The following is a 23960-nucleotide window of genomic DNA, read 5'->3' as shown; positions in this document are numbered from 1 at the left end:
TATTCAATCTTTACTACAATTGACAATAAAACAAGTTTTAGTAAATGATTAGACTTGTATTAGAGTTTAGTCTAGACAAGAATATATAACTTTATCATCGAAATTTAAAATTCTTCTTAATGGTTGTACATCTTATTTTAACCAAAAATCATCTAGTTTTTCTTAACAAAGAAGAAGATTTTAGTAATAATTAATGATATGGGCTTTAACCCCACAGTAGATTATGGTTAGATCAGTGATAACACCGTGCTTAAGAGTGCTTGCAATACTTTTAAACTGGGTTTAACTACTGTCTTCGTGGTTGTACTTGGGGTGTTTGATTTTGCACATTAGTTCTTGGGTTTGGTTGTTGAGTATTGTTCTCGCTCGCACCCGAATTTGGAGTTGTTGTACTTGATTGTGTACTAGAAGTCTCTGAAGTTGAGCTAGAGCTTTCAGTTGTCGGACTTTCAGTTGTCGGGCTTTCAGGTGTTTGACTTTGCTGAGGAGCAGGAGTAGTCCACGCAGGACGTGCACCTTTTTTAAAGACGAATTCTCCACCTCTGTAGAGTCCTTCTGGCATAGTCCAGTCGCCAGGATGATCATCTTCAGATAGATAAGTCATCATCGAACGGTAAACCTTAGCAGCAACATAGAAGCCATCACCAACAATAGGAGTCAGGCGGTTCGAGTAACCAGTCCAAACGGCCATTGAATATTTACGAGTATAGCCAACGAACATTTCGTCTGGAGCTACATAACCTGTGTTCTTGACGTAGTTTTCAATCTCATCATCTGTGTAGTTTGATGTACCAGTTTTACCAGCTTGTGGCAACCATGGGAGGTAGGCTCCTCGACCAGTTCCATATGCTAGGACAGTTTTCATCATATCCGTCATCATATAGGCTGTTGTCTCTTTCATGGCACGAGTACCAGGATCAGAGAATTCTTTTGAACTGCCATCACTGAAGACAATTTTGTTGATATACATCGGCTTGCGGTAGATACCACCGTTAGCAAAAGCTGCGTAAGCAGCAGCCATCTTTTCGCTACTTGCTCCATACTTTTTGTTAGATTCAGCTGTATTACTTGAAATGGCATTTGCATAGTGCATATCTGGATAGTCAATACCAAGTCCATTTAGGAAGGTTTTGGCTCTGTCTAAACCAACTTTATTCAAGGTTTCTACGGCTGTAACGTTCCGTGATTGTTGGAGCGCATATTGGATGGTGATATTTCCAAAATAACTTCTATCCCAGTTGTAAACAGGGGTATCTGTTCCAGGATAGTTGTAAGGAACATCATGTACAATCGAAGCAGTTGAATCGTAGATGTCATACTCTAAGGCAGGAGCATAGTCTGTGATTGGCTTCATGGTAGAACCCCAGTCACGGTTGGTTTCAACAGCTTGGTTGATTCCGAAGGAAACATTGCTTGATTGGTGACGAGAACCTAACTGAGCAATAACTTTCCCGTTTGTCACATCCACAATCGTTGAAGCTACTTGCATTTCATCATCTGGATAGTTGACATACTCGTCGGTATTGTAGATATCCCAGAGATGTTGTTGAACTTTAGGATCAACGTTGGTGTAGACATCCATACCAGTCGTTAAGAGGTTGTAGCCTGTTTCTTGTTCGACTTGATCGATCACCTCTTTGAGATAGTTGTCCATGTATGGAGGATAACTATTAGCCGATTTTAGACTTTGAAGTCCGTCTGTGATCGGAGTATTAATCGCTTTTTCATATTGCTCAGCTGTAATGTAACCTTGCCCCTTCATCTCAGAGAGGACGAGATTACGACGTTCTTGAGCAGCTTCTGGATGCGAGTATGGATCATACTGGTTTGGCGCCTGAGGCATCCCGGCAAGGAGAGCCAGTTGAGGAATACTTAAATCTTTGAGATCCTTGCCATAGTAACTTTGGGCAGCTGTCTGCATTCCGTAATTACCGTTTGACATGTAAACCTTGTTGATGTAGTATGTCAAGATCTCTTGTTTAGTCGCTTTTTGTTCTAGCTGAACGGCTAACCAAGCTTCCTGAGCCTTACGAGAAAGGGTTTGGTCAGAAGTTGACGTAGAGAAATAGGTTAACTTGATCAACTGCTGTGTCAAGGTGGAAGCTCCTTGCAGACCTCCACCACCACGAAGGTTTCGTAGGGTAGCACCTAGGATACGGATCGTGTCGATTCCTCGGTGATTAAAGAACCGATGGTCCTCAATCGAAACAATAGCGTTGACCAAATCGGTCGGTATTTCGTTTGCTTGGGCATTGACACGACGTTCCGATCCAAGATCAGCGATAAGCTCGTCATTGCTATCATAGATCTTACTTGACGTTGTAGCAACTAGTTTACTTTCAGAAAGTTCTGGAGCCTTGCTAACATAGTAGAGGAAGAGACCTCCACCAAGCATTACAGCTGCGATAAATACAGTTAAGAGACTGATGCTGACATACTTAGCTATTCGCAGAAAAGTTTGTTTGTTCATCTTGTTTTACCACCTAGTAAATGTTCTTTGATAATGTCGAGATAGGGAATTTGAGGAAAGGCACCCGGCTCAATCCTATATCCATTTTCTCGAATATATCCAAGTGGCATTGACTTCTGTCCCTTATCTTGATGATAGAAACGGATGAGGTCAATAGCCGGCAATAAGTAGGTTTCTTGCTGAGAAGAAAAGTGAAGGAGTACAAAGCAGATTCCTTGCTGGGCAAGGACTTGTTCCATATGCTGGATCTGATGGAGATGAAAATTCTTCATCGGTATCGCATGTTTTTGCCTGGTTTCCTTTGCTTCAAAGTCGATGTAGTATCCATCATAAACCCCTGAATAGTCAGTAGTTGAGGCTTGTCTAAAGTAGGCTTCAACGATCTTGGCTCGACTTCGTTGGGGATAGTCGACACGTACGATTTGGATGGGAGTCGGTTTCTTGTGAATAACAGCTAACCCATGCGACAAATAGTAGTCGTTCGTAGCATTGATCATCTTTTCAAAAGACATTCCCCGATTTGCGAAATTTTTAGTTTGTGACAGGGGTGCTTGTCTCTTTTGAGATGAAATTTTATGTGGATAGTTGACCATAATTCTCCTTATTGGTACAATAACATCACTCTATTATATCATAAATTTACAAAGAAAGGGTTAAAAATGACATCAGCCTTGATTTTAGGCTATTCAGCCTTCGACCTTGGTCTCTTTAATGACAAGGATGTTCGCGTTGATATTATCAAAACAGCCATTCGGAGAGACCTGGAACGTCTAGCAGAGGATGGGGTGAACTGGCTTGTCTTTACAGGGACCTTGGGCTTTGAGTACTGGGCGCTTCAGGTGGCAAAAGACATGAAAGCAAACTATGGATTTCAGCTGGCGACCATTTTTGATTTTGAAACCCATGGCAGTAATTGGAATGAAGCAAATCAAGCGAAATTGAGTGAGTTCAAGCAGGTTGATTTTGTCAAATACGCCTATCCACAATATGAGCACAAGGGACAATTACGCGATTATCAAATATTTCTGCTGGAAAATACAGATACTTGTTACCTTTTTTACGACGAAGAAAACGAAACCAAGTTACGATATTTTTACCAAATGATGAAAAATCAAGCGGACTATGTTACAAGAAGATTAACATTTGAGGACTTGAATGAAATAGTAGAAAATTTTTCTGAAAAGTAAGCCTTTGACCTTGATTTTTACTTGTCTTTTTTTATATAATAATACTAGTAACCCAGAATGGAGAGAGACATGGCAAGTATTATATTTTCAGCGAAAGATATTTTTGAACAAGACTTCGGACGTGAAGTTCGTGGATACAGCAAAGCAGAGGTAGATGAATTCCTAGACGATGTGATTAAGGATTATGAAACCTACGCAGCTTTGGTCAAATCCCTTCGTCAAGAGATTGCTGATTTGAAAGAAGAATTATCTCATAAACCACAGGTAGCGCCAACTCAACCAGACTCTATTGAAGTAACAGCTTCTACTTCAATGACAAACTTTGATATTTTGAAACGCTTAAATCGTCTCGAAAAAGAAGTATTTGGTAAGCAAATCTTAGACAACCAAGATTTATAATTGACTAAGGAATGAGTGCAATTTTTGGATAATCGCGTGAAGAGGTTCTCTATTCATGAGGAAAGTCCATGCTAGCACAGGCTGTGATGCCTGTAGTGTTTGTGCTAGGCGAATCCATAAGCCTAGGGACGAGAAATCGTTACGGCAGTCGAAATGGCTAAGTCTTCGGATAGGTCAGAATAGGCTTGAAAGTGCCACAGTGACGGAGTCTTTCTGGAAACAGAGAGAGTGGAACGCGGTAAACCCCTCAAGCTAGCAACCCAAATTTTGGTCGGGGCATGGAGTGCACGGAAACGAACGTAGTACTCTGACTGCTAGCAGATTTATGCTGTTAGCGGTAGACAGATGATTATCGAAGGAAGTGGTCCTAGTCACTTCTGGAACAAAACATGGCTTATAGAAAATTGCATATAGGTTGGGGCTGAGAAATCTTTCTCAACCTCATTTTTTAAAGTGAATAAGAGAAAGGTCTTGCAAGACTAGAAATGAAAGAACAATTTAATTTAATCGCAACTGCTGCGGCGGGTCTTGAGGCTGTCGTTGGACGTGAGGTGCGGGACCTTGGTTATGATTGCCAGGTTGAAAATGGGCGTGTCCGCTTCCAAGGAGATGTGAAGGCAATCATTGAGACCAATCTTTGGCTTCGTGCAGCGGATCGCATCAAGATTGTAGTCGGAAGTTTTCCAGCTAAGACCTTTGAAGAGCTTTTTCAAGGTGTTTTTGCTCTAGATTGGGAAAATTATCTCCCGCTAGGAGCACGTTTCCCGATATCAAAGGCAAAATGTGTGAAGTCTAAACTTCATAACGAGCCTAGTGTTCAGGCTATCTCTAAGAAGGCTGTTGTGAAGAAATTACAAAAACACTATGCCCGCCCAGAAGGAGTTCCCTTGATGGAAACGGGTCCCGAGTTTAAGATTGAGGTATCTATCATGAAAGATGTGGCAACTGTCATGATTGACACGACAGGCTCCAGTCTCTTTAAACGTGGTTATCGTACGGAAAAGGGTGGGGCGCCTATCAAGGAAAATATGGCAGCGGCCATTTTACAACTATCTAACTGGTATCCAGACAAGCCCTTGATTGATCCAACCTGTGGTTCAGGAACTTTCTGTATCGAGGCGGCTATGATTGCTAGAAAGATGGCTCCTGGCCTTCGCCGTTCCTTTGCTTTTGAGGAATGGAACTGGTTCAGCGATCGGTTAATCCAAGAAGTTCGCACAGAGGCGGCTAAGAAAATTGATCGTGAACTTGAGTTGGACATTATGGGCTGTGATATAGATGCTCGCATGGTGGAAATTGCTAAGGCAAATGCTCAAGCAGCAGGTGTCGCAGGTGATATCACCTTTAAGCAAATGCGGGTACAGGACTTGCGCACTGACAAGATTAATGGCGTTATCATTTCCAATCCACCATATGGGGAACGTTTGTCTGATGATGCAGGAGTTACCAAGCTCTATGCTGAGATGGGACAAGTCTTTGCACCACTGAAAACGTGGAGTAAATTTATCCTGACGAGTGACGAAGCTTTTGAAAGCAAGTATGGAAGTCCAGCTGATAAAAAGCGAAAACTGTATAATGGGACCTTAAAAGTGGATTTGTATCAATACTTTGGTCAGCGTGTCAAACGCCAAGAGGTAAAATAGAAAGGTGAACTCATGAGTAAGAAAAGACGTGATCGTCATAAAAAAGGACATCAAGAACCACAATTCGACTTTGACGAAGCAAAAGACTTGACTGTTGGTCAAGTCATTCGTAAGAATGAAGAGGTTGAAGCAGGAGTATTGCCTGAGGACAGTATCCTAGACAAATACATCAAACAGCACCGTGAAGAAATCGAAGCCGACAAGTTTGAAACTCGTCAGTTTAAAAAAGAAGAGCCAGCTTCTACTCAAAACCTAGAGGAAATGATCCAAGAAGTTCGTGAATCAAGTGAACCTTCTGATCAGGTAGACGATTCAGACGTGGTTGCTGAAGAATCTATTGAAGAGATAGAAAATGAAGAGACTACTCAGTTTGTTCCACCGCTTCAAGATGAAGAAAGTGCTGAAATAGAGCCTCTCGTTTTAACAGAAACAGAGCCTAAGGAAATAAATGAGGAACAAGAAGAGGAGACCTATACACCTCTATCACGTTCGGCTCAAACAGAACCTGAAACAGGCTCTAAGAAGAAAGGTGTCATCATCATTGCTTCAGTAGTCGCTGCAATTCTTGTTCTTGCTGGAACATATTATGTCTATCGTCAAGTGTCTCGTTCAAACCAAGAGATTCAGTCTTCTCAAGCAGCCTCTTCGGATGATCAAGGGACACAAACAGCTTTGAAAGACTTCAATGATCTCTATGATACTTTCTATACAGATGCTAATAAGACAGCTCTGAAAAACAGCCAGTTTGATAAATTGAGCCAATTGAAAACCTTGCTAGATAAGTTAGAAGGTAGCCGTGATTATACACTAGCTAAGTCAAGATATGATAGCCTAGCAACTCAAATCAAGGCCATTCAAGATGTTAATGCCCTCTTTGAAAGCCCAGCAATCACTGACGGTGTCTTGGATACCAATGCGAAAGCCAAAGCGGATGCTAAATTTACAGAAATCAAGACAGGGAACACAGAACTAGACAAACTCTTGGATAAGGCCATTAGTCTTGGTAAGAGCCAACAAACCAGTGCTTCCAGCTCAAGTTCAAGCTCTAGCACGAGTCAAGCAAGCTCAAGCTCAGCTACAGAAAGCAATGCAAGCAGTACGACCCCTTCAACAAGCACTACGGCACCGGCTAGAGACACGAATGGTGGTTTGTCTGGCGATGGGGTTAATCTTCAAAGAAGTGCTAGTCGTGTACCTTACAACCAATCAGCTGTAGACGATAGCAACAACCCTGCTTGGACCTTTGCGGATGGTGTATTGGAACAAGTCCTAGCAACATCACGTGCTCGTGGCTATATCACTGGAAATCAATACATCCTAGAACGTGTCAATATCGTAAACGGAAATGGTTATTACAACCTCTATAAACCGGATGGAACCTATCTCTTCACCCTCAACTGTAAGACGGGTTACTTTGTAGGGAATGGTTCTGGTCACGCTGATGACTTGGACTACTAGGACTCCGTTACAAAATTCTTTCCTTTCATAGGTAAAAATGATAAAATAAAACATATTAAACAAGAGGAGTGTCACATGACAAAAGCTAACTTTGGTGTCGTTGGTATGGCCGTAATGGGTCGTAACCTTGCCCTAAATATCGAATCTCGTGGTTATACAGTTGCCATTTACAACCGTAGTAAAGAAAAAACAGAAGACGTAATTGCTTGCCATCCTGAAAAGAACTTTGTGCCAAGCTATGACGTTGAAAGCTTTGTAAACTCAATCGAAAAACCTCGTCGTATCATGCTGATGGTTCAAGCTGGACCTGGTACAGACGCAACCATCCAAGCCCTTCTTCCCCACCTTGACAAGGGTGATATCTTGATTGATGGAGGAAACACTTTCTACAAAGATACCATCCGTCGTAATGAAGAACTAGCAAACTCAGGGATCAACTTTATCGGAACTGGAGTTTCTGGTGGTGAAAAAGGTGCCCTTGAAGGTCCGTCTATCATGCCTGGAGGACAAAAAGAAGCCTATGAATTGGTTGCGGATGTTCTCGAAGAAATCTCAGCTAAAGCACCAGAAGATGGCAAACCATGTGTGACTTACATCGGTCCTGATGGAGCTGGTCACTATGTGAAGATGGTCCACAACGGTATCGAGTATGGTGACATGCAATTGATCGCAGAAAGCTATGACTTGATGCAACACTTGCTTGGCCTTTCTGCAGAAGACATGGCTGAAATCTTTACTGAGTGGAACAAGGGAGAGTTGGACAGCTACTTAATCGAAATCACAGCTGATATCTTGAGCCGTAAAGACGATGAAGGTCAAGATGGACCAATCGTAGACTACATCCTGGATGCTGCAGGAAACAAAGGAACTGGTAAATGGACTAGCCAATCAGCTCTTGACCTTGGTGTGCCATTGTCACTGATTACGGAGTCAGTATTTGCTCGCTACATCTCTACATACAAAGAAGAGCGTGTACATGCTAGCAAGGTCCTTCCAAAACCAGCTACTTTCAAATTTGAAGGAGACAAGGCTGAGTTGATTGAAAAGATCCGTCAAGCCCTTTACTTCTCAAAAATTATCTCTTACGCACAAGGTTTCGCACAATTGCGTGTAGCTTCTAAAGAAAATAACTGGAACTTGCCATTTGCGGACATTGCATCTATCTGGCGTGATGGCTGTATCATCCGTTCTCGTTTCTTGCAAAAGATCACAGATGCTTACAACCGCGATGCTGATCTTGCAAACCTTCTCTTGGATGAGTATTTCTTGGATGTTACTGCTAAGTACCAACAAGCAGTGCGTGATATCGTAGCTCTTGCTGTTCAAGCTGGTGTACCAGTGCCAACCTTCTCAGCAGCTATTACTTACTTTGATAGCTACCGTTCAGCTGACCTTCCTGCTAACTTGATCCAAGCGCAACGTGACTACTTTGGTGCCCACACTTACCAACGTAAAGACAAAGAAGGAACATTCCACTACTCTTGGTATGACGAAAAATAAGTAGGTCTGCCATGGGGAAACGGATTTTATTACTTGAGAAAGAACGAAATCTCGCTCATTTTCTCAGTCTGGAACTCCAAAAAGAGCAATACCGTGTTGATCTGGTTGAGGAGGGGCAAAAAGCCCTCTCCATGGCTCTCCAGACAGATTATGACTTGATTTTACTGAATGCTCGTCTGGGGGATATGACGGCCCAGGATTTTGCAGACAAGCTGAGTCGGACAAAACCGGCCTCAGTGATCATGGTCTTAGACCATCGCGAAGAATTGCAAGACCAGATTGAGACAATCCAGCGCTTCGCCGTTTCTTACATCTATAAGCCAGTGATTATTGATCAGCTGGTGGCTCGTATTTCAGCGATTTTCCGAGGTCGGGACTTTATCGACCAACACTGTAGTCAGATGAAGGTCCCAACGTCTTATCGCAATTTGCGTATGGATGTAGAACATCATACCGTTTATCGTGGCGAGGAGATGATTGCTCTAACGCGCCGTGAGTATGACCTTTTGGCCACTCTCATGGGAAGCAAGAAGGTCTTGACTCGTGAGCAGTTGTTGGAAAGTGTTTGGAAGTACGAAAGTGCGACAGAAACCAATATCGTGGATGTTTATATCCGTTATCTACGTAGCAAGCTTGATGTAAAAGGTCAAAAAAGCTACATTAAAACCGTGCGTGGTGTTGGATACACCATGCAAGAATAGAAAAGCAGTTGCAGTTGTGTAACTGCTTTTTTTGAGAAATTTCTATATATTGACATACAATAAAGTCTTTGCTACAATCAGTTTTGGAGGATACGTCTAATGAAAATAGTAAAAAAAATGATGCAAATCGCATTAGCAGTCTTTTTCTTTGGTTTGCTAGCAACAAGTGCAGTATTGGCGGATGATACTGATTCAGAAGGCTGGCAATTTGTCCAAGAAAATGGTAGAACCTACTACAAGAAGGGGAACCTCAAAGAAACCTACTGGCGAGTGATTGATGGGAAGTACTATTATTTTGATCCTTTATCTGGAGAGATGGTTGTCGGCTGGCAGTATATACCTGCTCCACACAAAGGGGTTACGATTGGTCCTTCTCCAAGACAAGAGATTGCTTTTAGACCAGATTGGTTTTACTTTGGTCAAGATGGGGTACTACAAGAATTTGTTGGCAAGCAAGTGTTAGAAGCAAAAACTGCTACAAATACCAACAAACATCATGGGGAACAATATGATAGTCCAGCAGAGAAACGAGTCTATTATTTTGAAGACCAACGAAGTTATCACACCTTAAAAACTGGTTGGATTTCTGACGAAGGGCATTGGTATTATTTACAGGAGGATGGTGGCTTTGATTCTCGCATCAACAGATTGACTGTTGGGGAGCTAGCACGTGGTTGGGTCAAAGATTATCCTCTAACCTATGATGAAGAGAAGCTAAAAGCGGCTCCATGGTACTACCTAGACCCAGAAACTGGTATTATGCAAACTGGTTGGCAATATCTAGGTAATAAGTGGTACTACCTCCGCTCATCGGGATCTATGGCGACTGGCTGGTATCAGGAAGGCTCCACTTGGTACTATTTAGATGCTGAAAATGGTGATATGAAAATGGGCTGGCAATACCTTGGTAACAAATGGTACTACCTTCGTTCATCAGGATCTATGGCGACTGGCTGGTATCAGGAAGGTTCGACTTGGTATTATCTACATACAAGTAATGGCGATATGAAGACTGGTTGGTTCCAGGTCAATGGCAAATGGTACTATGCTTACAGCTCAGGTGCTTTAGCAGTGAATACGACCGTAGAAGGCTATTTTGTCAACTATAATGGCGAATGGGTCCAATAATGAAAGAGGCGATTGTGAAGGAAACAATCGCTTTTTTTGTGAAAATATAATAAAATAGATAGGAGAAAATACTACTGTATGAAATGAGACGGTCTTTCCGTCTGGTTAAAGGAAAACATGACAAAAAAAGTTGGTGTCGGTCAGGCACATAGTAAGATTATTTTAATAGGAGAGCACGCTGTCGTCTACGGCTATCCAGCTATTTCTCTGCCTCTCTTAGAGGTGGAAGTGACCTGCAAGGTGGTCCCTGCTGAAAGCCCGTGGCGTCTTTATGAGGAGGATACCTTGTCCATGGCGGTTTATGCTTCGCTGGAGTATTTGGATATCAAAGAAGCCTGCATTCGATGTGTGATTGACTCGGCTATCCCTGAAAAACGTGGAATGGGTTCGTCAGCGGCTATCAGCATAGCAGCCATTCGAGCTGTTTTTGACTACTATCAAGCCGATCTGCCTCATGATGTACTAGAAATCTTGGTCAATCGGGCTGAGATGATTGCCCATATGAATCCAAGCGGTTTGGATGCTAAGACCTGTCTCAGCGACCAGCCTATTCGCTTTATCAAGAACGTAGGATTTACAGAGCTTGAGATGGTTCTATCCGCCTATTTAGTCATTGCAGATACAGGCGTGTATGGTCACACTCGTGAAGCAATCCAAGTAGTTCAAAGTAAGGGCAAGGATGCCCTACCGTTTTTGCATGCCTTGGGAGAATTGACCCAGCAGGCAGAAGATGCGATTAGAAGAAAAGATGCTGAGGGACTGGGACAAATCCTCAGTCAAGCGCATTTACATTTAAAAGAAATTGGTGTCAGCAGCCCTGAGGCAGACTCCCTCGTTGAAACGGCTCTTAGCCATGGTGCTCTAGGTGCCAAGATGAGTGGTGGTGGACTAGGAGGCTGTATTATCGCCTTGGTAGCCAATCTGGATCAAGCGCAAGAACTAGCAAAACGATTAGAAGAGAAAGGAGCTGTTCAGACATGGATCGAAAGCCTGTAACAGTACGTTCCTACGCAAATATTGCCATTATCAAATATTGGGGAAAGAAAAAAGAAAAAGAAATGGTTCCTGCGACCAGCAGTATTTCTCTGACTTTAGAAAACATGTACACAGAGACGACCTTGTCGCCTCTACCGACGGATGCGACTGCTGATGCCTTTTATATCAATGGTCAACTTCAGAGTGAGGCCGAGCATGCCAAGATGAGCAAAATCATTGACCGCTACCGTCCGGCTGGGGAAGGTTTTGTCCGTATTGATACTCAAAACAACATGCCGACTGCGGCTGGCTTATCATCCAGTTCTAGTGGTTTGTCCGCCTTGGTCAAGGCTTGCAATGCTTATTTCCAGCTTGGTTTGGATCAGAGTCAGTTGGCACAGGAGGCTAAGTTTGCCTCAGGTTCTTCCTCTCGTAGTTTTTATGGACCACTGGGTGCTTGGGATAAGGATAGTGGGGAAATCTACCCTGTAGAGACAGATCTGAAACTAGCTATGATTATGTTGGTGCTAGAGGACAAGAAAAAACCAATTTCTAGCCGTGATGGGATGAAACTTTGTGTGGAAACCTCGACGACCTTTGATGACTGGGTGCGCCAGTCTGAGAAGGATTATCAGGATATGCTGGTTTATCTCAAAGAGAATGATTTTGTCAAGGTTGGGGAATTAACGGAGAAAAATGCCCTTGCTATGCACGCTACGACCAAAACAGCATCCCCAGCCTTTTCTTATCTAACGGATGCGACTTATGAAGCGATGGACTTTGTCCGTCAACTTCGTGAACAAGGCGAAGCCTGCTACTTTACCATGGATGCCGGTCCCAATGTCAAGATTCTCTGTCAGGAGAAAGACTTGGAGCATTTATCAGAAATTTTCGGTCAACGTTACCGCTTGATTGTGTCAAAAACAAAGGATTTGAGCCAAGATGATTGCTGTTAAAACTTGCGGAAAACTATACTGGGCAGGTGAATATGCTATTTTAGAGCCAGGACAGTTGGCCTTGATAAAGGCGATACCTATCTATATGAGGGGAGAGATTGCCTTTTCTGATAGCTACCGTATCTATTCAGATCTGTTTGATTTTGCAGTGGACTTGACGCCAAATCCTGACTACAGCTTGATTCAAGAAACGATTGCTCTAGTGGAAGATTTCCTCGTTTATCGTGGGCAAGCCTTGCAACCTTTTTCCTTGGAAATTCGTGGAAAAATGGAACGAGAAGGGAAAAAGTTTGGTCTAGGCTCTAGCGGTAGTGTCGTTGTCTTGGTGATCAAGGCCCTGCTGGCTCTGTATAATCTTTCAATTGATCAGGATCTCTTATTCAAGCTGGCTAGCGCGGTCTTACTCAAGCGACGAGACAATGGTTCTATGGGAGACCTTGCCTGTATTGTGGCAGAAGATTTGGTTCTCTACCAGTCATTTGATCGCCTAAAGGTGGCTGCTTGGTTGCAAGAAGAAAGCTTGGCGACGGTTTTGGAGCGTGACTGGGGCTTTTCTATCTCACAAGTGCAACCGGGCCTAGAATGTGATTTCCTAGTGGGATGGACCAAGCAAGTGGCCGTATCGAGTCAAATGGTCAAGCAAATCAAGCAAAACATAGGCCAGAATTTTTTAACTTCCTCAAAAGCAACGGTATCTGCTTTGGTAGAAGTCTTGGAGCAGGGGAATGCAGAAAAAATTATCGAGCAGCTGGAAACAGCCAGTCAGCTTTTAGAAGGTTTGAGCCTAGATATATACACACCTTCGCTGAGACAGTTGAAAGAAGCCGGTCAAGATTTGCAGGCTGTTGCCAAGAGTAGTGGCGCTGGTGGTGGTGACTGTGGCATTGCCTTGAGTTTTGATGTGCAATCAACTGAAACCATAAAAAATCGCTGGGCCGATCTGGGGATTGAGCTCTTATACCAAGAAAGGATTGGACATGACAACAAATCGTAAGGACGAGCACATCCGCTATGCCCTTGAGCAGAAAAGTTCCTATAATAGCTTTGATGAGGTGGAGTTGATTCATTCTTCCCTGCCTCTTTATGACCTGGATGAGATTGATTTGTCTACAGAGTTTGCAGGTCGAAAGTGGGACTTTCCTTTTTATATCAATGCCATGACAGGTGGGAGTGATAAGGGGAGAGAAATCAATCAAAAACTGGCTCAGGTGGCAGAAGCATGTGGGATTTTGTTTGTGACGGGCTCTTATAGCGCAGCCCTCAAAGATCCAACAGATGCCTCTTTTTCTGTCAAGACTAGCCATCCAAATCTCCTCCTTGGAACCAATATTGGATTGGACAAGCCTGTTGAGTTAGGCCTTCAGACTGTAGAAGAGATGAATCCTCTTCTCCTCCAAGTGCATGTTAATGTCATGCAAGAATTACTCATGCCCGAAGGAGAACGAAAGTTCAGAAGCTGGCAATCGCATCTAGCAGATTACAGTAAGCGCATCTCTGTTCCTCTTGTTTTAAAAGAAGTCGGTTTTGGTATGGATGCCAAGACCATCGAGAGAGCCTCTGAACTGGGTGTTCGAACGGTTGACCTATCAGGTCGTGGTGGCACCAGCTTTGCCTATATCGAAAACCGTCGCAGTGGTCAGCGTGATTACCTCAATCAATGGGGGCAGTCTACTATGCAAGCCCTTCTTAATGTCCAAGACTGGAAAGATAAGGTTGAACTTTTGGTCAGTGGAGGTGTTCGGAACCCACTTGATATGATTAAGTGCTTGGTCTTTGGAGCCAAGGCTGTGGGATTGTCACGAACCGTTCTGGAATTGGTTGAAACCTACTCGATCGAGGAAGTGATTAGCATCATCCAAGGCTGGAAAGAAGATCTACGTTTGATCATGTGTGCCCTTAATTGTGCCACCATAGCGGATTTGCAAAACGTAGACTATATTCTTTATGGCAAACTCAAAGAAGCAAATGGTCAGATCTAAAGAGGTCGGGAAAAGAATCCCGCCCTTTTTTGTATCTCTTTGTCAAGCGCTTTTTCCATCCTCAGACCGAGGTGACTTTTTTGAATTGTGATAAAATAGAAAAGAGAGGATGCAGCTATGAAAAAATTTCAAATCTTTTTATTTATTGAAGCCTGTCTGTTGACGGGGGCTCTGATTTTGATGGTATCAGAGCATTTTTCGCGTTTTCTGCTGATTCTGTTCCTCTTTTTACTCTTGCTCCGCTATTATACAGGGAAAGAGGGCAACAACGTCTTCCTCCTTGTAGCGACTATTCTTTTCTTTTTCATCGTCATGCTCAATCCCTTTGTGATTTTAGCTATCTTTGTGGCAGTGATCTACAGTCTCTTTCTTCTCTATCCAATGATGAACCAAGAAAAAGAGGAGACGGATTTGGTCTTTGAAGAGGTGGTGACAGTTAAAAATGAACGAAACCCTTGGTTTGGCAATCTCCATCATTTCTCTAGTCACCAGACCTGCCAGTTTGACGATATCAATCTCTTTCGCCTCATGGGTAAGGACACCATTCATTTAGAAAGAGTTATCCTAACCAATCATGACAATGTCATCATCCTCCGTAAAATGGTCGGAACGACTAGGATTATCGTACCTGTAGATGTTGAAATCAGTCTAAGTGTCAACTGTCTCTATGGAGATTTAACTTTCCTCCATCAACCCAAGCGAGCCCTTCGCAATGAACACTATCATCAGGAAACCAGAGACTATCTCAAGAGTAACAAGAGCGTCAAGATTTTCCTAACTACTATGGTTGGCGATGTGGAGGTGGTCAGAGGATGAAAAAGCAATCCTATCTATTAATCGGGCTGACTTCTCTCCTCTTTATCCTCTTTTTGACCAATAGTCTACTTGATATTCTTAATCTTGATTGGTCCTATTTGATACAAGATATTGAGAAAACAGAAAAGTTAATCTTCTTAGTCTTGGTCTTTAGCCTTTCCATGACCTTCTTTTTTGTCCTCTTTTGGCGGGTGATGGAAGAAATTTCTCGCAGAAAAATGCAGGTCAATCTCAAGCGCTTGTTAGCGGGGAAAGAGCTTGTTTCTTTTGCAGATCCAGACTTGGAAGCCAGTTTTAAGTCCTTGTCTGGCAAGCTCAACCTCTTGACAGAGGCTGTTCAAAAGGCTGAAAATCAAAGCCTAGTTAAGGAAGAAGCACTCATCGAGAAAGAACGGAAGCGGATAGCACGTGATTTACACGATACGGTTAGTCAGGAGTTGTTTGCGGCCCATATGATTTTATCAGGTGTCAGTCAGCAGGCTTTGAAGCTTGATAGAGAAAAGATGAAGACCCAGTTGCAAAGTGTCGCAGCCATCCTGGAGACAGCCCAGAAAGATCTACGGGTCTTGCTCTTGCATTTGCGACCAGTTGAGTTGGAAGAGAAGAGTTTGGTTGAGGGGATTCAAATCCTCTTAAAAGAGCTTGAGGACAAGAGTGATCTCGAGGTAAGTCTCAAGCAAAATGTATCTAAATTGCCCAAGAAGATTGAAGAACATATCTTCCGTATTTTGCAGGAGTTGATTAGCAATACCCTCCGCCATGCCCAGGCATCTTGCTTAGATGTTTACCTCTATCAGACAGATGTTGAATTGCAGTTGAAGGTGGTGGACAATGGAATTGGCTTCCAGTTAGGGAGTTTAGATGACTTGAGTTATGGACTGCGAAATATCAAGGAGCGGGTCGAAGATATGGCAGGAACGGTTCAACTCTTGACAGCTCCAAAGCAAGGGCTGGCGGTTGATATCCGTATTCCCCTGCTAGACAAGGAATCATAAAGGAGTAGAGATGAAAATTTTACTGGTAGATGACCATGAAATGGTTCGATTGGGCTTGAAAAGCTACTTTGACCTCCAAGGGGATGTAGAAGTTGTGGGGGAGGCGGCCAATGGGGCTCAAGGGATTTCCTTGGCCTTGGAATTGCACCCAGATGTCATTGTCATGGATATTGTCATGCCTGAGATGAACGGGATTGATGCAACCTTGGCTATCCTCAAAGAATGGCCTGAAGCCAAGATTTTGATTGTGACCTCTTATCTAGACAATGAAAAAATCATGCCTGTCTTAAATGCTGGGGCTAGGGGCTATATGCTCAAGACTTCAAGTGCAGACGAATTACTGAACGCTGTTCGTAAGGTTGCTGCTGGAGAGCTTGCTATTGAACAAGAGGTCAGCAAGAAGGTCGAATACCACCGCAATCATATAGAGCTTCATGAGGAACTGACTGCGCGTGAACGAGATGTCCTACAACTCATCGCCAAGGGCTATGAAAATCAGCGCATCGCAGACGAACTCTTTATCTCTCTCAAGACGGTCAAAACCCATGTGTCTAATATCCTAGCCAAGCTTGAGGTCAGCGATCGCACCCAGGCGGCGGTCTATGCCTTTCAGCACCACTTGGTGGGGCAGGAGGATTTTTAGATGAGTCTTGCAGATTTACTTGTGGAGCTAGAAGCGACAAAAGATCCGCATAAAGCAGGCCCCATGGAAGCCTATATGCGCCATCAGTTTTCCTTTCTAGGTGTTGCAGCTCCTGAAAGAAATGCACTCTATAAAAAGTATTTTCCAGAAGCGAAAAAAACAAAGATTATCGATTGGGATTTTGTAGACACTTGCTGGGAAAAGGAACCTAGAGAATACCAGTATGTGGCAGCCAACTATTTGAAGGCCATGCAGTCTTATTTGACGGAGAACGATTTGCCTAAGATTGAGCGCCTGGTCGTGACCAAGTCCTGGTGGGATACGGTAGATATTCTAGATAGAGTAGTTGGGAGTTTGGTGGCTAACCATCCGGAACTTGAAGAAGTGCTTTTAAAATGGAGCCTATCAGACAATATCTGGCTGAGACGAGTCGCTATTGACCACCAGTTGTTAAGAAAAGAGAAAACGAATGTCCAATTGATGGAAAAGATCCTGCTCAATAATCTGGACCAGACAGAATTTTTTATCAACAAGGCCATCGGTTGGGCTTTGCGAGACTACTCAAAAACCAATCCGGAATGGGTAGCAAGCTTCATCGAAAAAAACAAGGAAAGAATATCTGAACTTAGTATCAGAGAAGCCAGTAAGTACCTCTAGAGTCATTGAAAAGCGCATTCATTACTTGAAAATTAACCGTAGTTTATGCTATAATAGACTGTATTTAAAAAATTTTAAGGAGAAATGACAGAATGTCTGTATCATTTGAAAACAAAGAAACAAACCGTGGTGTCTTGACTTTCACTATCTCTCAAGACCAAATCAAACCAGAATTGGACCGTGTCTTCAACTCAGTAAAGAAAACTCTTAACGTTCCAGGTTTCCGTAAAGGCCACCTTCCACGTCCTATCTTCGACCAAAAATTTGGTGAAGAGTCACTTTACCAAGACGTTATGAACGCTCTTTTGCCAAATGCTTATGAAGCTGCAGTAAAAGAAGCTGGTCTTGAAGTCGTTGCACAACCAAAAATCGATGTGACTTCAATGGAAAAAGGTCAAGACTGGGTTATCACAGCTGAAGTCGTGACAAAACCTGAAGTTAAATTGGGTGACTACAAAAACCTTGAAGTATCAGTAGATGTAGAAAAAGAAGTAACAGACGCTGACGTTGAAGAACGTATCGAACGTGAACGCAACAACTTGGCTGAATTGGTTATCAAGGAAGCTGCTGCTGAAAATGGGGACACTGTTGTCATTGACTTCGTTGGTTCTATCGACGGTGTTGAGTTCGACGGCGGAAAAGGCGAAAACTTCTCACTTGGACTTGGTTCAGGTCAATTCATCCCTGGTTTTGAAGACCAATTGGTTGGACACTCAGCTGGCGAAACTGTTGACGTTGTCGTAACATTCCCAGAAGACTACCAAGCAGAAGACCTTGCAGGTAAAGAAGCTAAATTCGTAACAACTATTCACGAAGTAAAAGCAAAAGAAGTTCCAGCTCTTGACGATGAACTTGCAAAAGATATCGACGAAGAAGTGGAAACTCTTGACGAATTGAAAGAAAAATACCGCAAAGAATTGGCTGCTGCGAAAGAAGAAGCATACAAAGATGCCGTTGAAGGCGCAGCAATCGATAAAGCTGTAGAAAACGCTGAAATCGTAGAACTTCCAGAAGAAATGATCCACGAAGAAGTTCACCGTTCAGTAAATGAATTCCTTGGAAACTTGCAACGCCAAGGGATCAACCCTGACATGTACTTCCAAATCACTGGAACTACTCAAGAAGACCTTCACAAACAATACGAAGCAGAAGCTGAGTCACGTACGAAGACTAACCTTGTTATCGAAGCAGTTGCCAAAGCTGAAGGATTTGACGCTTCAGAAGAAGAAATCCAAAAAGAAATCGAGCAATTGGCTGCAGACTACAACATGGAAGTGGCACAAGTTCAAAACTTGCTTTCAGCTGACATGTTGAAACACGATATCACTATTAAAAAAGCTGTTGAATTGATTACAAGCACTGCAACAGTAAAATAATCTTAAAAGATAAAAAGCCCACCTGACTAGGTGGGCTTTCTGCTACACTATTTTCCAAAAATCTCTTTGAGGTCTGCATCTGTAATCCCAATCATGGCTGGGATGCTAGACCAGTTTTCCTCGGTGAGGATGTAGGATAGAGGAGAATCCTCTTGATTTGTTGTTTCGCTAGGGGCTGGGCTGGTTTGGTCAGCTACTTCAACCAGATCCTTGAAGCGCTCAATCAGATAGGTCTTACGGGCAGTCCCGATATGCTTGACTGCATAGTCAAAGGCCTGTAATTCACCAAGAAGGATGAGTTTGCTCTTGGCCCGTGTAATAGCTGTATAGATGAGATTGCGTTCCAGCATGCGCTTGCTGGAACTGGTGATGGGAAGGATGACAACGGGAAACTCACTTCCCTGCGACTTATGGATACTCATGGCATAGGCTAGACGAATCTTGTACCATTCGTTTCGAGGATAGATGACCTCATTGCCATCGAAATCAATGACAATCTCATCTTGTTTGGACTCGGTGTATTTTCCAGGAATCAAATCTGTGATGTAACCTAGGTCTCCATTAAAGACATTGACTTCGGCGTCGTTGACTAGGTGAATGACCTTGTCCCCTGTTCGATAGTGACACTGAGTTGCTTCAAAGCTCACTTGTCCTTTTTGCAGAGGATTGAGCAGGTCTTGCATGAGTTGGTTGATGGCGTCAATGCCAGCAGTTCCTCGGTACATAGGCGCTAGCACCTGAATATCGCGAGCCGGGATACCACTTCTGAGGGCAGCACCGAGGATTTTCTCAATGGTAGCTGGGATATGGCCACTAGCGATTTCAAAGTAGGAACGGTCTGCCTTTTTCTGGGTAAAGTCAGCTGGCAAGATGCCTTGTCGAATCTGACTTGCCAAGGTGACGATAGTTGATTCCTCGCTCTGACGATAAATCCGTTCCAAGCGAGTTTGAGGAATCAGGGGTATCTGGAGCAGGTCAGCCAAGACTTGTCCAGGGCTGACAGAAGGTAGCTGGTCGCTATCCCCCACGATGAGGATTTTACTGTTTGAAGAGATGTTGGAGAAGAGTTGGTTGGCTAGCCAAGTATCCACCATAGAAAACTCATCTACAATGATAAAATCGGCATCCAGATAATCTTCCAGATGGCTGGTATCATCGTCTCCCGTCATCCCCAAATGGCGATGTATGGTCGCGCTTGGCAATCCTGTCAATTCATTCATGCGCCGAGCCGCTCGACCAGTTGGGGCAGCGAGAAGAATAGGTAAGTTACTTTTCTTCTTGAAATCGAGTCCTTCTAAGAGGGCATAAACAGCGATAATCCCATTGATAACAGTCGTCTTACCAGTACCAGGTCCACCTGTCAGGATAAAGACCTTGTTCTGGATAGCGTCACAGATAGCCTGCTTTTGAATGTCATCGTACTGAATCCCCAGTTTTTGCTCGACAGTAGAGATATGCTTGTGAATGGTTTCCAAATCCTGACTTTTCTGCTTTCCTTTTTCAAGGATACGAACCAAGTGACTGCGAATGCCTTCTTCGGCGAAAAAGAGGCTGTTATCAAAGATTTTGGTATCAATCTGCTGGACCTTGTCTTCTTCGATCAAATGAGATAATTCCTGAGCGACTTGGCTGGGATCCAGTTCCACGGGACGGGAAGATTCGAGGAGAGTCAGGGTCTGTTCCAGCAAATCTCGGGCTTCCATATAGGTATCGCCTGTATCCATACATCCCTGAAAAAGACTGTGAACAAGGCCAGCACGGAAGCGTTCAGGAGCCTGACTTTCGATGCCTAGTTCGGCAGCTAATTGGTCAGCAATGGTAAAACCCAAGCCCTTGATATCCTCAACCAGTTGGTAGGGATAGTTTTCGACAATATCCAGCGTTTCTTCCTTGTAAAAGTCTTGAATCTGAAAGGCCAGTTTATTGGGAATGCCGTAGTTAGCTAGTTTTGCCAAGACCATTTCTGTCCCATAGTTGAGACGGAGGGTGGAGACAAAAGCCTCACGGTTTTTGGCAGAGAGTCCAGAAATGCTTTCCAGCTTTTCAGGATGCTCCAGAATTTCGTCTATGGTATTGTCACCATAGCTATCAACGATTTTCTGGGCAGTTTTGAGTCCAATTCCTTTGAAATGGCTACTGGAAAAGTACTTGACGAGGCCCTTGCTAGTTGGTTTTGCCCGCTCATAACGGCTGATCTGCAGCTGTTCCCCATACTTGGAGTGCTGAACGATTTGTCCCCAAAAAGTGTAGTCTTCCCCTTCAATCACGTCCGCCATGGTTCCTGTAACGATGATTTCAAAATCGTCAAAGTCCTCCGCATTGGTATCTTCGATATCTAGGAGGAGGATGCGATAAAAATTACTAACATTTTCAAAAATAATCCGTTCAATGGTGCCTGAAAAATAAACTTCCATAGGTTTCCTTTACATGAGTTCGTGAGAGTTGTACCCTTAGTTTCTTTCAACAAGCTAGGAGACTAAAAGGTCTGCTTCTCGCAATAGAAAAAGAGGCTGAGACTTAGCATTCTCGGCCTCTTCCTTATCTTAAAAAGTTCCGATACGGTTAAGTGGCCAGAAACGGAATTTTGCTTCACCTTTTATATCGCTGGCCTTGAAGGTACCGACATGGCGGCTGTCGCTAGAGACTAGACGATCGTCACCAAGGAGAAGGTATTCGCCTTGAGGGACAGTAAAGCTGAATCTGGTATTGGAATTGACATCGACCGTAAAGGCTTGTGCTTTTTGAGCAAGTTCTCTAAAGTAAACTCCCTTATTGCCTTCAAATCCTTTTCCAGTATAGGTGTTCTGCAACTTTTCTGTTTTGAACAAGTTGAGGTACTCAGCTAGGTAAGGTTCATTCGTTTCTTCACCGTTGATAAAGAGTTTGTCATTTTCGTAGCGGATGGTATCTCCAGGCATGCCGATAACCCTTTTAACAATGTCTTTATTTCCGTCTTCCTCATGCGCAACCACAATGTCGAAGCGGTCAATTGGGAGGTGTTTAACAACGAAGAGAACTTCTCCGTCAGCTAAGGTAGGGTCCATAGAGTGTCCTTCCACACGGACATTGCTCCAAAGAAAGATACGGCTAAGACCGACCAGTGCGATAATCAGGAAGAAAACTCCCCATTCTTTTATAAATGATTTTAAATAGTTCATGGTTTACCTCTATAGAAGTTTTTTGGCTTTTTCAGTATTTTTAAAATGCAGTTTGGCACAGAAACGAAGTCCTTTCATGCCATAGGCTTGAAGGATTTTGCTTGCAACCTTATCAGATGCAGTTCCAGCGCCACTTGGCAGTTGGTAGCCCAGTTCTCGTCCAAGATTTTCCAAGTTTTCGAGGAAGAGGTCACGAGCGATGATGGAGCTAACTGCAACAGCCAGGTATTTTCCCTCGGCTTTTTCTTCTAAGCTAATTTTGTTTGGAAAACGGTTGGCTTCTTGCGCCAAGTACTTGTTATAGTTTTTAGGACTTGTAAAAGCGTCAATCACGATTTTTTCTGGCTGGACTCCTTTTTGAAGGAGAAGAAAGATAGCCTGATTGTGAAGGGCAACCTTTACAGAAACAGCATTGTAACGCTCACCGATAACTTCATTGTACTTGCTAGGTGAAAGGAGGAGCGCTTGGTGCTGGATTTTTTCCTTGAGGATTGGGGCAATCTGACGAATCTTTTGGTCTGTCAGAGTCTTAGAATCCCCCACACCCAGTTTTCGCAAGAAGTCATGCTGGTCAGGTGTTACGAAGGAAGCCACGACAGCCAACCCACCAAAGTAGGAACCATTTCCCACCTCATCGGTCCCAATCATAGGAAAATCTTGACCACTGGTTTCCTCTACAACCTGATAGCCAAAGAAACCGGCGTACTGCTCAGCAGCTTCGCCCTGCAGGAGGACTTTTCCAGAAGTATAGATGGAAACCGTTGCCTGAGGAAAGCGCAAAAAATAGCGGATATAGGGATTTTTACTAGGACTGAGAGCCTTCTGATACTGACTTAAAAAGCTCTGAATTTCCTGTTCACTTGGTGTGAGTGTGATACTTGCCATAGTCTCTATTGTACCACAAAAGCAGGAGAATTGGTAAAAACTGACAAAGTTAGCGAAATTTGGTATAATATCGTGAGGTGAATTTTATGGCAAATCTAAATCGATATAAGTTTACATTCGGAAAAAAGACATTAACCTTGACAACCGAGCATGACAACCTCTTTATGGAGGAAATTGCCAAGGTTGCGACTGAAAAATACCAAGCAATTAAAGAACAAATGCCTGGGGCGGATGATGAAACCATTGCGCTTCTTTTGGCGGTCAACTGTCTGTCTACACAGCTCAACCGTGAGATTGAATTTGATGACAAGGAGCAAGAGTTGTTAGAACTCCGCCACAAGTTGATTGCTGTCAAACAAGAACAGAGCAAGATTGAGGACTCCCTATGATTTCAATCCTACTCTTATTGGTTCTGGCTTGGGGCTTTTACATCGGCTACCGTAGAGGTTTGGTTCTGCAAGTTTATTATTTCCTCGTTGCAGTGATTTCAGCCTTTGTTGCGGGACAGTTTTATAAATCATTGGGAAATTACTTCCACTTACTTGTCCCTTATGCCAATCCTCAGGAAGGACAGGGAACCTTTTTCTTCCCTTCAGACCAGCTGTTTCAGCTAGACAAGGTCTTTTATGCGGGTCTAGCCTATCTTTTAGTTTTCGGAATTTGTTATAGTATCGGACGTTTTGTCGGTTTGTTCCTGCACTTGATTCCAACTAAAAAGCTTGATGCCAAATGGTTGCGTATCGGATCAGGCCTTTTGTCTCTATTGGTAACCTTATTTGTATTGCAAATGGCTCTGACCATTCTTGCAACAGTGCCTCTGGCAGTCATTCAAAATTCACTCGAAAAAAGTATAGTAGCCAAACACCTCATCCAAAGTGTCCCTTTTACGACAAACCTTATCAAACAACTCTGGGTGACAAATTTAATCGGATAAAAAGGGCGGGATTTTTCCTAGCCCTTTGTTTACAGATTGGACGACTAGGTCAAAACCTCTAGTTGCTATAATCTTGTAAACAAGCATACAAGGAAAGAAT

At 43.3% G+C, this 23960-nt stretch carries 23 protein-coding genes and 1 other RNA gene; 19 read left to right on the top strand and 5 right to left on the bottom strand.

What is annotated here, in order from left to right; translation table 11 throughout:
• Positions 1-286: 286 nt before the first annotated feature.
• Complete coding sequence (gene pbp1a / locus FD735_RS08165; protein WP_139658931.1) at positions 287-2470, bottom strand: penicillin-binding protein PBP1A; 2184 nt, start codon at positions 2468-2470, stop codon at positions 287-289.
• Positions 2467-3063, bottom strand: a complete 597-nt coding sequence (recU, locus tag FD735_RS08160) for a Holliday junction resolvase RecU (RefSeq protein WP_000248756.1) — start codon at positions 3061-3063, stop codon at positions 2467-2469. The genes pbp1a and recU overlap by 4 nt, the downstream gene beginning before the upstream one ends.
• Before the next feature lie 66 nt (positions 3064-3129).
• On the opposite strand from recU, the gene FD735_RS08155 reads away from it, so the two are divergent.
• The 17 genes from FD735_RS08155 (at position 3130) to tig (ending at position 18883) form a co-directional block, all read left to right on the top strand.
• Complete coding sequence (locus FD735_RS08155; RefSeq protein ID WP_139658930.1) at positions 3130-3657, top strand: DUF1273 domain-containing protein; 528 nt, start codon at positions 3130-3132, stop codon at positions 3655-3657.
• A 69-nt stretch (positions 3658-3726) separates the two neighbouring features.
• Complete coding sequence (gpsB, locus tag FD735_RS08150; RefSeq protein WP_033630347.1) at positions 3727-4056, top strand: cell division regulator GpsB; 330 nt, start codon at positions 3727-3729, stop codon at positions 4054-4056.
• Positions 4057-4076: 20 nt separating this feature from the next.
• Positions 4077-4458, top strand: an RNA gene (rnpB, locus tag FD735_RS08145) — RNase P RNA component class B.
• An 83-nt stretch (positions 4459-4541) separates the two neighbouring features.
• A complete protein-coding gene (locus tag FD735_RS08140) occupies positions 4542-5699 on the top strand; it encodes a class I SAM-dependent RNA methyltransferase (protein ID WP_139658929.1) in 1158 nt (385 codons plus the stop codon).
• Between the two features lie 12 nt (positions 5700-5711).
• The gene (locus FD735_RS08135; protein WP_139658928.1) at positions 5712-7157 is read left to right on the top strand and encodes a cell division site-positioning protein MapZ family protein; all 1446 of its coding nucleotides are present in this window, start codon (positions 5712-5714) and stop codon (positions 7155-7157) included.
• A gap of 75 nt (positions 7158-7232) precedes the next feature.
• A complete protein-coding gene (gndA, locus tag FD735_RS08130) occupies positions 7233-8657 on the top strand; it encodes an NADP-dependent phosphogluconate dehydrogenase (protein ID WP_061587344.1) in 1425 nt (474 codons plus the stop codon).
• A gap of 11 nt (positions 8658-8668) precedes the next feature.
• The gene (locus FD735_RS08125; protein ID WP_070567257.1) at positions 8669-9358 is read left to right on the top strand and encodes a response regulator transcription factor; all 690 of its coding nucleotides are present in this window, start codon (positions 8669-8671) and stop codon (positions 9356-9358) included.
• 99 nt (positions 9359-9457) lie between these two features.
• A complete protein-coding gene (gene cbpF, locus FD735_RS08120) occupies positions 9458-10486 on the top strand; it encodes a choline-binding protein CbpF (RefSeq protein WP_139658927.1) in 1029 nt (342 codons plus the stop codon).
• A gap of 117 nt (positions 10487-10603) precedes the next feature.
• The gene (mvk, locus tag FD735_RS08115; RefSeq protein ID WP_139658926.1) at positions 10604-11482 is read left to right on the top strand and encodes a mevalonate kinase; all 879 of its coding nucleotides are present in this window, start codon (positions 10604-10606) and stop codon (positions 11480-11482) included.
• The gene (gene mvaD / locus FD735_RS08110; protein ID WP_139658925.1) at positions 11464-12417 is read left to right on the top strand and encodes a diphosphomevalonate decarboxylase; all 954 of its coding nucleotides are present in this window, start codon (positions 11464-11466) and stop codon (positions 12415-12417) included. Before mvk ends, mvaD begins: the two co-directional genes overlap by 19 nt.
• On the top strand, positions 12404-13411 hold the full coding sequence (locus FD735_RS08105) for a phosphomevalonate kinase (protein ID WP_139658924.1): 1008 nt from the start codon (positions 12404-12406) through the stop codon (positions 13409-13411). The genes mvaD and FD735_RS08105 overlap by 14 nt, the downstream gene beginning before the upstream one ends.
• Positions 13395-14396, top strand: a complete 1002-nt coding sequence (gene fni, locus FD735_RS08100; RefSeq protein ID WP_139658923.1) for a type 2 isopentenyl-diphosphate Delta-isomerase — start codon at positions 13395-13397, stop codon at positions 14394-14396. The genes FD735_RS08105 and fni overlap by 17 nt, the downstream gene beginning before the upstream one ends.
• 117 nt (positions 14397-14513) lie before the next feature.
• The gene (gene liaF, locus FD735_RS08095) at positions 14514-15212 is read left to right on the top strand and encodes a cell wall-active antibiotics response protein LiaF (protein WP_070567246.1); all 699 of its coding nucleotides are present in this window, start codon (positions 14514-14516) and stop codon (positions 15210-15212) included.
• Positions 15209-16207, top strand: coding sequence for a sensor histidine kinase (locus FD735_RS08090; protein ID WP_139658922.1), 999 nt, complete (start codon positions 15209-15211; stop codon positions 16205-16207). The genes liaF and FD735_RS08090 overlap by 4 nt, the downstream gene beginning before the upstream one ends.
• 10 nt (positions 16208-16217) lie before the next feature.
• Entirely contained in the window at positions 16218-16850 is a 633-nt protein-coding gene (locus FD735_RS08085; RefSeq protein WP_139658921.1) for a response regulator transcription factor, read from the top strand.
• Positions 16851-17507: a DNA alkylation repair protein gene (locus FD735_RS08080; RefSeq protein ID WP_139658920.1), complete on the top strand. Its 657-nt coding sequence runs from the start codon at positions 16851-16853 to the stop codon at positions 17505-17507.
• 92 nt (positions 17508-17599) lie between these two features.
• Positions 17600-18883, top strand: a complete 1284-nt coding sequence (tig, locus tag FD735_RS08075) for a trigger factor (protein WP_129313660.1) — start codon at positions 17600-17602, stop codon at positions 18881-18883.
• A 47-nt stretch (positions 18884-18930) separates the two neighbouring features.
• On the opposite strand, the gene FD735_RS08070 is transcribed toward tig, so the two are convergent.
• The 3 genes from FD735_RS08070 to rnhC form a co-directional block, all read right to left on the bottom strand.
• Entirely contained in the window at positions 18931-21297 is a 2367-nt protein-coding gene (locus FD735_RS08070; protein WP_139658919.1) for an ATP-dependent RecD-like DNA helicase, read from the bottom strand.
• A 129-nt stretch (positions 21298-21426) separates the two neighbouring features.
• Positions 21427-22041, bottom strand: coding sequence for a signal peptidase I (lepB, locus tag FD735_RS08065; protein ID WP_125391488.1), 615 nt, complete (start codon positions 22039-22041; stop codon positions 21427-21429).
• 9 nt (positions 22042-22050) lie between these two features.
• Positions 22051-22926 (bottom strand): ribonuclease HIII, encoded by an 876-nt coding sequence (rnhC, locus tag FD735_RS08060; RefSeq protein ID WP_125391487.1) that lies wholly within the window; start codon positions 22924-22926, stop codon positions 22051-22053.
• 86 nt (positions 22927-23012) lie between these two features.
• Between rnhC and zapA the strand changes: the two genes are divergently transcribed.
• Positions 23013-23315, top strand: a complete 303-nt coding sequence (zapA, locus tag FD735_RS08055) for a cell division protein ZapA (protein WP_000002028.1) — start codon at positions 23013-23015, stop codon at positions 23313-23315.
• Positions 23312-23860: a CvpA family protein gene (locus FD735_RS08050; RefSeq protein ID WP_139658918.1), complete on the top strand. Its 549-nt coding sequence runs from the start codon at positions 23312-23314 to the stop codon at positions 23858-23860. The genes zapA and FD735_RS08050 overlap by 4 nt, the downstream gene beginning before the upstream one ends.
• The last annotated feature ends 100 nt before the right edge of the window (positions 23861-23960 follow it).

It is taken from the genome of Streptococcus sp. 1643 (assembly GCF_006228325.1).
Lineage (GTDB): Bacteria > Bacillota > Bacilli > Lactobacillales > Streptococcaceae > Streptococcus.
Note: the sequence above shows the minus strand (reverse complement) of the source record. Positions and strands in the feature narration are given on the sequence as shown.

Coding starts and splice junctions, on each gene's coding strand:
- mvk (WP_139658926.1), top strand. CDS start 10,604: ATGACAAAAAAAGTTGGTGTCGGTCAGGCACATAGTAAGATTATTTTA.
- rnhC (WP_125391487.1), bottom strand. CDS start 22,926: ATGGCAAGTATCACACTCACACCAAGTGAACAGGAAATTCAGAGCTTT.
- liaF (WP_070567246.1), top strand. CDS start 14,514: ATGAAAAAATTTCAAATCTTTTTATTTATTGAAGCCTGTCTGTTGACG.
- pbp1a (WP_139658931.1), bottom strand. CDS start 2,470: ATGAACAAACAAACTTTTCTGCGAATAGCTAAGTATGTCAGCATCAGT.
- FD735_RS08070 (WP_139658919.1), bottom strand. CDS start 21,297: ATGGAAGTTTATTTTTCAGGCACCATTGAACGGATTATTTTTGAAAAT.
- FD735_RS08085 (WP_139658921.1), top strand. CDS start 16,218: ATGAAAATTTTACTGGTAGATGACCATGAAATGGTTCGATTGGGCTTG.
- FD735_RS08050 (WP_139658918.1), top strand. CDS start 23,312: ATGATTTCAATCCTACTCTTATTGGTTCTGGCTTGGGGCTTTTACATC.
- FD735_RS08140 (WP_139658929.1), top strand. CDS start 4,542: ATGAAAGAACAATTTAATTTAATCGCAACTGCTGCGGCGGGTCTTGAG.
- FD735_RS08080 (WP_139658920.1), top strand. CDS start 16,851: ATGAGTCTTGCAGATTTACTTGTGGAGCTAGAAGCGACAAAAGATCCG.
- tig (WP_129313660.1), top strand. CDS start 17,600: ATGTCTGTATCATTTGAAAACAAAGAAACAAACCGTGGTGTCTTGACT.
- recU (WP_000248756.1), bottom strand. CDS start 3,063: ATGGTCAACTATCCACATAAAATTTCATCTCAAAAGAGACAAGCACCC.
- gndA (WP_061587344.1), top strand. CDS start 7,233: ATGACAAAAGCTAACTTTGGTGTCGTTGGTATGGCCGTAATGGGTCGT.
- FD735_RS08125 (WP_070567257.1), top strand. CDS start 8,669: ATGGGGAAACGGATTTTATTACTTGAGAAAGAACGAAATCTCGCTCAT.
- FD735_RS08090 (WP_139658922.1), top strand. CDS start 15,209: ATGAAAAAGCAATCCTATCTATTAATCGGGCTGACTTCTCTCCTCTTT.
- FD735_RS08135 (WP_139658928.1), top strand. CDS start 5,712: ATGAGTAAGAAAAGACGTGATCGTCATAAAAAAGGACATCAAGAACCA.
- lepB (WP_125391488.1), bottom strand. CDS start 22,041: ATGAACTATTTAAAATCATTTATAAAAGAATGGGGAGTTTTCTTCCTG.
- FD735_RS08155 (WP_139658930.1), top strand. CDS start 3,130: ATGACATCAGCCTTGATTTTAGGCTATTCAGCCTTCGACCTTGGTCTC.
- cbpF (WP_139658927.1), top strand. CDS start 9,458: ATGAAAATAGTAAAAAAAATGATGCAAATCGCATTAGCAGTCTTTTTC.
- mvaD (WP_139658925.1), top strand. CDS start 11,464: ATGGATCGAAAGCCTGTAACAGTACGTTCCTACGCAAATATTGCCATT.
- FD735_RS08105 (WP_139658924.1), top strand. CDS start 12,404: ATGATTGCTGTTAAAACTTGCGGAAAACTATACTGGGCAGGTGAATAT.
- zapA (WP_000002028.1), top strand. CDS start 23,013: ATGGCAAATCTAAATCGATATAAGTTTACATTCGGAAAAAAGACATTA.
- fni (WP_139658923.1), top strand. CDS start 13,395: ATGACAACAAATCGTAAGGACGAGCACATCCGCTATGCCCTTGAGCAG.
- gpsB (WP_033630347.1), top strand. CDS start 3,727: ATGGCAAGTATTATATTTTCAGCGAAAGATATTTTTGAACAAGACTTC.